This window comes from Thermodesulfobacteriota bacterium, from assembly GCA_040755095.1.
Taxonomy (GTDB): Bacteria; Desulfobacterota; Desulfobulbia; order Desulfobulbales; family JBFMBH01; genus JBFMBH01.
The window spans coordinates 1-10380 of the sequence record JBFMBH010000154.1 but is presented as its reverse complement, the minus strand read 5'-3'; the positions used below and the strand labels follow the sequence as shown (position 1 = coordinate 10380).

Below are 10380 nucleotides of genomic sequence, written 5' to 3'. Positions count from 1 at the left end.
TACCCCTTCCCCTGGCAGGCCCGGGCCTTCTTTGTGCCCCGGGGCACCCCCAACACGGTGGCCACGGTCTTTGGCGGCCAGGCCCTGTGCGACCTCTTCGAACGGACCGGCGACGAGGGGCTGTTGGCTGCCGCCCAGGCCAGCTGCCGCTTTCTGTGCGAGCATCTGGTGCTCATGGAGGATGGCCAGCGGCTGTGCTTCGGCTACGTGCCCGGGGAGGGCACCCGGGTCCACAACGCCAATCTCCTGGCCGCCTCCCTCCTGGGCCGGGTCCATCGGCTGACCGGCGACACCGGTCTCCTCACACGCTCCGCCAAGGCGGTGCGCTACTCCATGGAGCACCTGGATCCCGAGGGCGACTGGCCGTACGGCGAGCGCCACCACCACCGGTTCGTGGACAGCTTCCACACCGGCTTCAACCTGGTGGCGGTCCACTCCTGGAGCCGGGACACCGGCGACCACACCTGGCTGGCGGCCCTGGACCGGGCCTGGCACCGCTACTGGTCGGTGTTCTGGCTGCCGGACGGTGCCCCCCGCTACTACCGCCACCGCACCTATCCCCTGGACATCCATGCCTCGGCCCAGGGCATCGTCACCGGCGTGCGGCTGGCGGACCGCCATCCGGCGGGCCTGGAACGGGCGGCCTGGGTGGCGTCCTGGGCGATCCGGCATTTCCAGAGCCCGGCGGGCAGCTTCGCCTGCCGCCGCACCCGCTGGGGCACTGTCCGCATCCCCTACCTGCGCTGGGCCCAGGCCTGGATGCACTACGGCCTCAGTCTCCTGGCGTCGGCTCCGTAACCGAAATCAAACCAACCCCTCACCGAGCCCAAATGATCACGCACCAAGACTGGGTAGCACTGAAGACGGAGCCGAATACGGTGCGCGCGATCATCTTGGAGGCCTTGCCGGAGGGGGGGAGGTATGGAGCGCCGATCCATCATGCTGTTCGGTTGTCGCATCGATGTCCTGACCATGGACGAAACCATCCAGCACGTGGATGAGATCGTGCGGGCGCGCCAGCCGCGCCAGCACGTGGTGGTCAATGTCGCCAAGCTGGTGGCCATGTCCCGGGACCCGGAGCTGCGGGCCGTCGTCAACGGCTGCCACATGGTCAATGCCGACGGCATGCCGGTGGTCTGGGCGTCGCGCCTCCTCGGCCGCCCGCTGCCGGAGCGGGTGGCGGGGGTGGACCTGTTCCAGCGGCTGGTGGAGCACTGTGCGGCGAGCGGCCTGCGGCCGTACTTCCTGGGCGCCCGGGAGGAGGTGGTGGCGGAGACGGTGCGGCGCTTCCGGGTCCGCCATCCGGCCTTGCAGGTGGCCGGCTTCCGCAACGGCTACTTCAGCCCGGAGGAGGAGCCGGAGGTTGCCGCGGCCATCCGGGCCAGCGGCGCCGACCTGCTGTTCGTCGCCTTTCCGTCCCCCAAGAAGGAGATGTTCCTCAACCGCTGGATGGCCACCATGGAGGTGCCGTTCTCCATGGGGGTGGGCGGCAGCTTCGACATCGTCGCCGGCAAGACGAAGCGGGCCCCGGTCTGGATGCAGGCCACCGGTCTGGAATGGTGCTACCGCCTCTGCCAGGAGCCGACCCGGATGTGGAGCCGCTACGCCTCCACCAATCCGGTCTTTCTGTGGATGGTGCTGCGCACCCTCATCACCGGCCGCGAGCCGAGCCTGGGCGCGTCATGAAGCTCCTCCTGGTGGCCGGCGCCCGGCCCAATTTCATGAAGATCGCGCCCCTGGTCCGGGCCTTGGCCGCCCGCCATGGCCGCGGCGGGAATGGCCAGACGAGTTGGCGTCTGGTCCACACCGGCCAGCACTACGACTGGCAGATGTCCGGGGTCTTCTTTGCCGAGCTGGGCATCCCGGTGCCCGACCATTTCCTGGAGGTAGGCGCCGGCTCCCACGCTGTACAGACCGGTGCCATCATGGCGGCCTGCGAGAAGGTCTGCCAGAAGGAAGAGCCCGATCTGGTCGTGGTGGTGGGGGACGTCAACTCGACCCTGGCCGCCAGCCTGGCCGCCAAGAAGCTGGGCATCCGGGTGGCCCATGTGGAGGCGGGGCTCAGAAGCTTCGACCGCACCATGCCGGAGGAGATCAACCGGCTGGTCACCGATGCCATCGCCGACCAGCTCTTTGTCACCGAGGAGAGCGCCCGGGAGAACCTGCTGCGGGAGGGCAAGGATCCGCGCGCCATCCACCTGGTGGGCCACGTCATGGTGGACAACCTCTTCCACCAGCTGGCCCTCCTGGAACTGGCGCCACCGCTCCAAATCCTGGACATCAAGCGGCAGCTGGGGAGCTATGCCTTTCTCACCCTGCACCGGCCGGCCAACGTGGACGACGCGGCCACCTTGACCGGCATCGCCGCTGCCGTGAACGCCATCGCCGAGGAGCTGCCCGTGGTCTTCCCGGTGCACCCTCGGACGAGCCAGGCCATCGCGCGGCTGGGGCTGACCTTCCACCCGGGAGTCCGGCAGCTGCCGCCCTTGAGCTTCCGGGAGGCGTTGACGCTCTGGGCGGATGCGGTCGTGGTCCTCACGGACAGCGGCGGCCTGCAGGAAGAGACCACGGCCCTGGGCGTGCCCTGCCTCACCCTGCGGGAAAACACCGAGCGGCCGGTAACCATCACCACGGGCACCAACCGGCTGGCTGGCACCAGCCGGGACAGCATCCTGGCCGCCTTTGCCCGGTTCCAGCACAGCCCGCCACTCCCGGCCCGCCGGCCGCCCCTGTGGGACGGCCGGGCCGCCCGGCGGATCATCGACATCCTCAGCGAACAGCCATGTCCATGCCCGCAGCCCCACGACGGTCAACAAGCCCAGGCCTTCACGCCCTGTTGCCCTTAGGCATCCTGACGACCTTCCTGGTCAGCCACTGGCCGGCCCTGGTCAAGCTCGCCGGCCGGTGGGACAACGGCGACAACTCCTACGGCTATCTGATCGTGCCCCTCTTCCTGTACCTGTGCTGGGAGGAGCGGGCACGGTTCCGCTTCGGCGAGCTCAGCTGGAACAGCTGGGGACCTCTGCTCATCGGGCTGTCAACCGCCATGCTGCTGGCCGGGGAGCTGGGCTCCATGGAGACCCTGGCCTATGCCGGCATCTGGATGGCAGCTGTTGGCACCGGCGTCACCCTCTATGGCTTACGCCTGCGCCTCCTGGCCTTCCCCTTTCTGGTGCTCCTGTTCCTGGTGCCCCTGCCCTCCTACCTCAATGGTCTTCTGACCTTCCGCCTGAAGATGGCGGCCAGTTCCCTGGCGGTGGCGGGTCTGCAGTGGGTGGGGCTTGCGGTTCTCCAGCAGGGCAACATCATCGACCTGGGTAGCGGCCGGCAGCTGCAGGTGGTGGATGCCTGCTCGGGCCTGCGCTATTTCGTGCCCCTGGTCCTGACCGGCCTTCTTGTTGGCCGCTTCTTCGTGCCCCGGCTCTGGTCGCGCCTGCTCCTCCTGGCCCTGGTCCCGCCCCTGTCGGTGGCCATCAACGGCCTGCGGATCTGGGTGACCGGGATTCTCATGGCCGCCGGCCATGGCGAGCTGGCCCAGGACCTCTACCACGACTTCACCGGCTGGATCGTCTTCCTGGGTGGCGGCGGCGCCCTGCTCCTGGCCGCCATGCTCCTGAAGGCCCTGGGCCGGCAGGGTCAGGCCAGGCCGATGCCCGACCCCGGCGGCCGCCAGCTGGCCGGCCTGGCCCGCCCCCTGGCCCTGGCCGCAGCAGCCTCGGCCCTCTTCGCCGGCAGCGGCTGGGCCCTGGCCCATCTGCCCTCCCTGCACCAGCCACCCGAACGTGCCACCTTCGACCACTTCCCCATGCAGCTCGGCCCCTGGCAGGGGAAGGCCCAGCCGCTCTCCCCGGAGATCCTGGACAGCCTGTGGTCCGACGACACCCTGTCCGCCACCTTCACCCACACCGCCACCGGCCGGCAGCTCAACCTGCTCATCCCCTATTACCGCCACCAGGGCACCCAGCATACCGCCCATGCCCCCCAGGCCTGCCTCTTGGGCAGCGGCTGGATCATGGTCCAGGAGGAGGACCGGGAGATCGACCTGGGCGACCGGCACATCCCCGTCCGTACCATGCTCCTGGAGCGGGACGGCAGCCGCCTTCTCGCCAGCTACTTCTTCGCCCAGCGGGGCCGCTTCCTCACCAGCCCCTGGCAGAACAAGCTGGCCCTCATCGAGGACGCGCTGACCCGGCGCCGCACCGACGGCGCCCTGGTGCGCATCGAGCTGCCCCTTCTGGAGGGCGAGGACGTGGCCACCGCCCAGCCGCAGCTTACGGCCTTTCTGCGCCTCGTCTGGCCGCTGCTGCCGGAGTATGTGCCAGGGTGAGGCGACCCGATCGGGGGGGTACGAAAGCCCAGGCGGCTGTGCTGTCCGAAGGGAGAGGAACGGTTGCGACGGCGTGGGAGAAGGGCGGGAGCAGTCAGACAAAGGGGTTGAAGTGAGATAGCGACATCCAGGAGGACAAACGATGCAGACGAACGAGGTGTCATTCCGCCAGCGCCTGACCGGGCTCTTGTGCCTGGCCGTCGTGCTGGCGGCAGGGGCCGCCGCGCCATTCCCGGTCCAGGCGGATATCATCGGCAGCAGCGGCCTCCTGGAAGGCAGGGCCAACCACACCGCCACGCTCCTGCCGGACGGCAGGGTGCTCGTTGCCGGTGGGATGACCAGTGATCCTCGACTGGGAGACATCGCCTTGAACAGCGCCGAGATCTACGAGCGATCCGGAGACCGACAGCTTCGCCTTCACCGGCTCGATGCAGGAGGACCAGGGCATGGGACGGGCATACCATACCGCGACCCTGTTGCCGGACGGCAAGGTTCTGGTCACCGGGGGGATGTCCTGGTACGGTGGCGCGGCCGGAACCTGGTTCAACCTCAACGTGGAGGTCTACGATCCGGCCATCCGGCGCTTCGACCAGGTTGGCTGGCTGTCTTCGCGGCTCATGTCGTCCACGGCCACCCTCCTTCAGGACGGTCGGGTGCTCATCGCCGGTGGCAAGGATCGGCAGGGAGGGGCAAGCGGGCGATACCTGTACTCGGCTGGAGTCTTTCTCTACCAGGATCCTGAGATCATCATCCACAGGCTCACCGTTGGATCGGAAGCACCCGCCTCCGGCGTGGCGATCGCGATCGACCCGCCCGACATCTTCGGCGCGGCCGCCGGTGCCACTGCGGCGTCGCGGCATTACCGCGAGGACACCGCCGTGACCCTGGCCGCCCCCCTCACCGCGGCCAACGGCAACGCCTTTGCCCGCTGGGACGGCTGCGACAGCACGAGTGGTCCCCAAGCCTCCCGATGCACCGTGGCCATGGATGAGGAGCGGGTGGTCACGGCCGTCTTTGCTCCGGCAGCAGCGGATCCCCTGGCCGTCACTGCTGTCAGTCCGGCCTCCGGACCGGCCACCGGCGGCACCAGCGTGACCATTACCGGCACCGGCTTCGGCGCCAGCCAGGGCACCGGCGCGGTCAGCTTCGGCGGTGTGGCTGCCACAGTCAATTCCTGGGCCGACCGCCAGATCATGTGCACCGCCCCTGCCCACAGCGCCGGCACGGTGGGGGTGACGGTGCGGGACAGCAGCGGCCGGTCCGTCACCAAGTCTGCAGCTTTGTGACCAAGGTCAGCCCTCCAGGTCTGGAACGCCACCGACCGGCCACGCATGGTGGAGGTTAAGACCGGCTTCGTCCAACCTGGCGGAAGGAAGATACCGATCGGTAACCGCCTTCCGGAGGTGACCCTGCCGCCGGGTTTCGAAACCGAGATCCCGCTCCTCGATTTCCGCTGGCCGCCGGGCCTGGAGCATGGAGACTGGCAGGACTATGTGGTCATGGAAGACCCGGCGGACGGTTTGGATATCGACCGCGCGGAGCAATATTTCCATTCGATGATGAATCCGCGTTGACCGTATTCGTCGCCGCCCGGGAGCGGACGTGGCGTGGGAAGAACGCCCCAGCGCCGCATAGAAGACTTCAATTCTCCACACAAAGGAGGAAACGTTCATGATGATCACTCGTCGGCACCTCCTGCTCGTAGCTCTGCTCTTGGGATGGCCTGGACATGTTCATGCCACCGAATACTACGTGGATACATCCTCGTTGGGCGGCAGCTGTTCGGATGCCAACAGTGGCACACAAGAAGCGCCGTGGTGCACCCTAGGACGCGCCAATAGTCAAGTTGGACCTGGCGACACCGCCTTCATCCGACAAGGCACGTATCACGAGACGATTCAACCCGTGCGCTCAGGAGAGTCAGACCGACCGATCACGTTCATGTCATTCAATGGCGAGGCGGCCTGCATCACCGGCGTGTACGGTAGCAAAAGAGGTTACGCCGCTTCGCTCGAGAACAGGAGGCATATTGTGCTCGACTCGATCTCCTTCGATGGGAGGGACCCCAATGGAAACAGCTACTCACATGTCGGCATCTACCTGAACAACAGTCAATACGTGGTGATTCGTAACTGCACAATCGCGAATTTCCAGAAGTATGACAACTCAGTAGGCTATGGCATCTGGGCAAGAGAGGATGTCAACTACCTCGGCATTGACGGATGCTCTGTTCATCACAATGGAACTGAAGATGCGAACAAACAAAATGGTGCCAACATCCACATTTTCGGCAAACCAGGCGGCATCATGGGCAATATTGTCATCAAGGATAGCGAGTCATACAACAGCTGGACTGAAGACGGTTTACAGATTGGCATGCGAGGCCTGGTAACCGATGTGCTCATTGAGAACTCTGAATTCCATGGCAACAAGGAAGACGGCATTGACATGAAGGAGGTGGAAAGAGTGACCGTCCGGAACTGCGACCTCTGGGGTCACCAGGTATCCCCGACAGGTGGTGGCGCCGGCATCGTCATTCACAAAGGAGCCAGAGATGTTTTGGTTGAGCAGTCCCGATCTCATGGCAACGACTATGGCTTCACCATCCAGTACAACAGCAATGGAACCTCCAGGAGCACAGAACGTATCACGGTTCAGCAATCAGATATCTACGAGAACCGCCTGTTTGGCATCCATGTCGCCGGTGGGTATTGGGCTGGGCCCATGGAAGGAATGCTCAGGGATATCTATCTGTACAACAACACGATCTACGACAACAGTACCGGAGTGTGGCTTTTTGCCCACCAAGCCGGCGATGTAACGTCAGTGGTGCTGCGCAACAACATCTCGTGGCTGAACGAGGCTTCCGATTTCTCCGTCCACTCGGACCGTATCAAGGATCTTGACACGGACTTCAACGACTTCCCCGGTGCAAGTGTCGAGCGAACCCTCTATTGGCACGACGGATTAAGAACACTGGGCGAATTTCAGGCCGTTTCGGGCCAGGAGGCGCACTCACTGGCCGAGGATCCGCTCTTCCGCGACCCGGCCGCCGCTGGCTTCTCCCTGCAGGAGGATAGCCCAGCCATCGACCGCGGAACCGACGTTGGCCTGGAGTTCAATGGAAGCGCCCCTGATTTGGGCGCGCATGAAACGTCTCTCAGGCTATGACCAGGACCTCTGTCAGAGCAGCGAAGTCTTCAGCTTTGTGACCTATTGACCACAAGTTCAGACGTTCACATGACCTGGTCAACGCGCCTGCAGAAGAAGCTTCAGGATGCACGGCTGGCCAACAAGAAGAAGCGGCTGGCGATCTTCAAGGGCGTCGTCGCCGGCATGCCGCGGCCGCTGCGGGTAGTGGATCTTGGGGGCACCGCTTCCTTCTGGACTGCCTGGGGCTTTGGGCACGACGGTGACCTGCGCGTGACCCTGGTGAACAACCACGAGCAGGACCGGACCAATGTCGGCTACGACAACTCCATTCCATACGTCAAGGAGGAGATCAATGACGTCCGGCATCTCACCGCCGATTGTCTGAAGGAATTCGACCTGGTCTTCTCCAATTCGATGATCGAGCACCTGACGAGCCACGAAGAGCAGTTTCACCTGGGACTGACCATCGAACAATCTGGCGTGGCCTTCTTCGTGCAGACTCCGAACAAGTATTCCATTGTCGACCCCCATTTCCCGCATCCGCTGGTGCCCTTTTTCGGCGCCTATCCGAAAACGATTCAAGGCCTGCTCCTGACCATGAACCGTCTGGGAAGTGGCGCCAGGGCAGCCAGCCTGGCGACAGCCAGGGGGCGGCTACGCTACTACCACCCGGTTTCTGCCGGCCAGCTGCAAGCCATGCTCCCTTCTGGCCAACTGGTCAGAGAACGGTTCTTAGGGTTCTGCCATTCGCTGATCGCCATCCGGCGTTGAAAATCCGGATATCGCGGTGGCAGCCGGGATCGAGACCGGGTGACGGGAGATCTGCACGAGATGCATCGCAGCCTGCTGGGCTTCATCGCTGTTGTGTCATGCCTCCTGGCTCCTGCCTGGGCCCAGGCTGGGGTCTATTTCTTCGCCAAGGTCAATGGGAGTCCCTGCTTCGCCACCACCGGCTGGCCCAGCGCGCACGCCGAGACCCGGCAGCCGGGCACCCTGGCCGAGCTGGTGCAGGCCGCCGGACCGTACGATGTCATCCTCATCTCCGGCGGCACCGATGGCGCGGTCTACGGCGCCGCGGAGCTGGGCGCCGGCGGGCTCCTGGTCGGCGACGCCCAGACCGGGCTTGTCATCCGTGCTGCCAAGGCCGGCGACCCTGAAAACGCTGGCCACGCCGGGCCGGTGGTCTTTGACGGCGTCACCCTGGCGGACAGTCATACCGTCCGCATCCAGGCGTCGTGCACCCTGGCGGGCCTCGAATTCCGCCACAGCCCGCCCGGCTGGTCCCCGCTCCGGTTGCAGGAGGATCTGGCCCCCGGGGCCGCGGTGCGCCTCGATCACTGCCGGTTCATCGACAATCGGGGCGGCAACGTTGCCGGCGGTACCGGGGGCGCCATCACGTTCGCCAACCGCCACCACGTGCAGCTGGCCATCGACGGCTGCGTGTTCGCCGGCAACCAGGCGCGCTCCCGGGGCGGCGCCCTTGGGGTGCGGAATGCGGACGTGGTGATCAGCGGCAGCCTCTTTGCGAGCAACAGCACCGAGCCCGGCTTTCAGGGCAGCGGCGGCGCCATTGCCGTCGAGGCCGGCAACAACCGGCTGGTCATCTCCGGCACCCGGTTTCTGGCCAACCAGGCCGGGCATTCCGGCGGCGCCATTTACTCCTACGGCAGCGACCTGACCGTCGAGGGCAGCACCTTTGCCGGCAACATCGCCAACGCCGAGCTCAAGGCACCGTTTTCCGCCGGCGCGGCGATCAACTTCTCCGCTGGCAGCGGAACCGGCTTCTCCCGCCTGGCGGTCGCCAGAAGCTCGTTCACCGACAACATCTCCAGGAATACGGCGGAAATCGGCGCCGATGGCGCTGCCATCTATGTCAGCGGCCGGGATGAGGACGAGGTCGGCCCGGTGGACTGGCCGGTTATCGCCACGATCACCGACTGCGCCATCCGGCGGAACCATGCCCATCAGGGGGCAGGACTCTATGTCTCCCGGTACGCCAGCGCGGTGGTGGAGGCTTGCGTCTTCGACAGCAACTGGACCTACTTCTTCGGCGGGGCATCGGTCCGGGGCGGCGAGCCCGCGAACAGCGAGGGCTGCACCACCGTCTACCGGCACTGCGCGTTTGGGGGCAACCGGTCCGGCTTTGACGAGAACGGCCAGCCCGGCGTCAAGGCCGGCGGCGGCGGTGCCATCCAGGTCCGGCGGCACCCCTGCGTTGAGATCCTCTCCTGCTCGTTTCTGGGCAACCAGGTGGGAGGCGGCGGCACGCCCCGGGGCAGCAGCATCTATATCACGGACGGCTTGGGCGCCTTTGCCGGCGACCGGGCACGGAGCATCCTGGCCCGCTCCGTTTTCGCCGCCGGCACCGGTGATGCCCGCGGCGCCGAGATCTTTGCCGAGGAGGATGGTGGTTGGCCAGCCTGGATGCAGGTGAGCGAGAACGCCTTTTCCGCCGGCAGCTATACTTCGATCATCGCCGACACCGGCACCCTGGAGCTGCCGGCCAAGCGCCTGCTGTCCGCCGCCCTCGCCCATCGCCTCGCCCTGGAGCGCCGCCTCCGCCAGCTGGGCGTGCCCGGGCCGTAACCGCCACCGCGGTGCGCGTCAGGAATACAGGAGAGTTGCCATGCGCGGAGCGCACCCGAATGGGTGAGATGCCGGAAGTTGGCCACGGTGGCCTCCCACAAGTCCTATGGGTCCTGTAAGTCCCATGAGGCCATGGGAGCCATGGGACCTGTGGGTTGCCATACGCAGGGCTCCAAAAAGAGATGAACACCGATTTTCGCGGACCCTGAAATCGTCACTCAGGGATAACATTCTCGCCTTGGGGAACCCTTGTAGATGCTGTCGTGGAGCCATTGAAGCGAATTTCGCCGCTCTTATATCGTTATTGAGTATGA

General features: G+C 65.7%; 9 protein-coding genes and 1 pseudogene. All 10 read left to right on the top strand.

Going from position 1 to position 10380, the window contains the following annotated elements:
• A partial coding sequence (locus AB1634_17145) for a hypothetical protein (protein MEW6221242.1) occupies nt 1-798 on the top strand: 798 nt, incomplete at its 5' end.
• Nucleotides 799-921: 123 nt separating this feature from the next.
• Nucleotides 922-1686 (top strand): WecB/TagA/CpsF family glycosyltransferase, encoded by a 765-nt coding sequence (locus tag AB1634_17140; GenBank protein ID MEW6221241.1) that lies wholly within the window; start codon nt 922-924, stop codon nt 1684-1686.
• The gene (gene wecB / locus AB1634_17135; protein MEW6221240.1) at nt 1683-2846 is read left to right on the top strand and encodes a UDP-N-acetylglucosamine 2-epimerase (non-hydrolyzing); all 1164 of its coding nucleotides are present in this window, start codon (nt 1683-1685) and stop codon (nt 2844-2846) included. Before AB1634_17140 ends, wecB begins: the two co-directional genes overlap by 4 nt.
• Complete coding sequence (gene xrtD / locus AB1634_17130) at nt 2837-4327, top strand: VPLPA-CTERM-specific exosortase XrtD (protein ID MEW6221239.1); 1491 nt, start codon at nt 2837-2839, stop codon at nt 4325-4327. The genes wecB and xrtD overlap by 10 nt, the downstream gene beginning before the upstream one ends.
• Nucleotides 4328-4469: 142 nt before the next feature.
• Nucleotides 4470-4649 (top strand): annotated as a pseudogene (locus tag AB1634_17125) (hypothetical protein).
• Between the two features lie 124 nt (nt 4650-4773).
• Nucleotides 4774-5613 carry an IPT/TIG domain-containing protein gene (locus AB1634_17120; GenBank protein MEW6221238.1) on the top strand — a complete coding sequence of 280 codons (840 nt, stop codon included), beginning with the start codon at nt 4774-4776 and terminating at the stop codon, nt 5611-5613.
• 45 nt (nt 5614-5658) lie between these two features.
• Nucleotides 5659-5901, top strand: coding sequence for a hypothetical protein (locus tag AB1634_17115; protein ID MEW6221237.1), 243 nt, complete (start codon nt 5659-5661; stop codon nt 5899-5901).
• A 97-nt stretch (nt 5902-5998) separates the two neighbouring features.
• The gene (locus AB1634_17110) at nt 5999-7498 is read left to right on the top strand and encodes a right-handed parallel beta-helix repeat-containing protein (GenBank protein MEW6221236.1); all 1500 of its coding nucleotides are present in this window, start codon (nt 5999-6001) and stop codon (nt 7496-7498) included.
• 69 nt (nt 7499-7567) lie between these two features.
• A complete protein-coding gene (locus tag AB1634_17105; protein ID MEW6221235.1) occupies nt 7568-8251 on the top strand; it encodes a hypothetical protein in 684 nt (227 codons plus the stop codon).
• 60 nt (nt 8252-8311) lie between these two features.
• A complete protein-coding gene (locus AB1634_17100) occupies nt 8312-10066 on the top strand; it encodes a hypothetical protein (protein MEW6221234.1) in 1755 nt (584 codons plus the stop codon).
• Nucleotides 10067-10380 lie beyond the last annotated feature (314 nt).

Excerpts from the sequence above, each read along its gene's own strand:
- wecB (MEW6221240.1), top strand. The coding sequence starts at position 1,683 with ATGAAGCTCCTCCTGGTGGCCGGCGCCCGGCCCAATTTCATGAAGATC.
- AB1634_17115 (MEW6221237.1), top strand. The coding sequence starts at position 5,659 with ATGGTGGAGGTTAAGACCGGCTTCGTCCAACCTGGCGGAAGGAAGATA.
- AB1634_17140 (MEW6221241.1), top strand. The coding sequence starts at position 922 with ATGGAGCGCCGATCCATCATGCTGTTCGGTTGTCGCATCGATGTCCTG.
- AB1634_17100 (MEW6221234.1), top strand. The coding sequence starts at position 8,312 with ATGCATCGCAGCCTGCTGGGCTTCATCGCTGTTGTGTCATGCCTCCTG.
- AB1634_17120 (MEW6221238.1), top strand. The coding sequence starts at position 4,774 with ATGGGACGGGCATACCATACCGCGACCCTGTTGCCGGACGGCAAGGTT.
- AB1634_17105 (MEW6221235.1), top strand. The coding sequence starts at position 7,568 with ATGACCTGGTCAACGCGCCTGCAGAAGAAGCTTCAGGATGCACGGCTG.
- AB1634_17110 (MEW6221236.1), top strand. The coding sequence starts at position 5,999 with ATGATGATCACTCGTCGGCACCTCCTGCTCGTAGCTCTGCTCTTGGGA.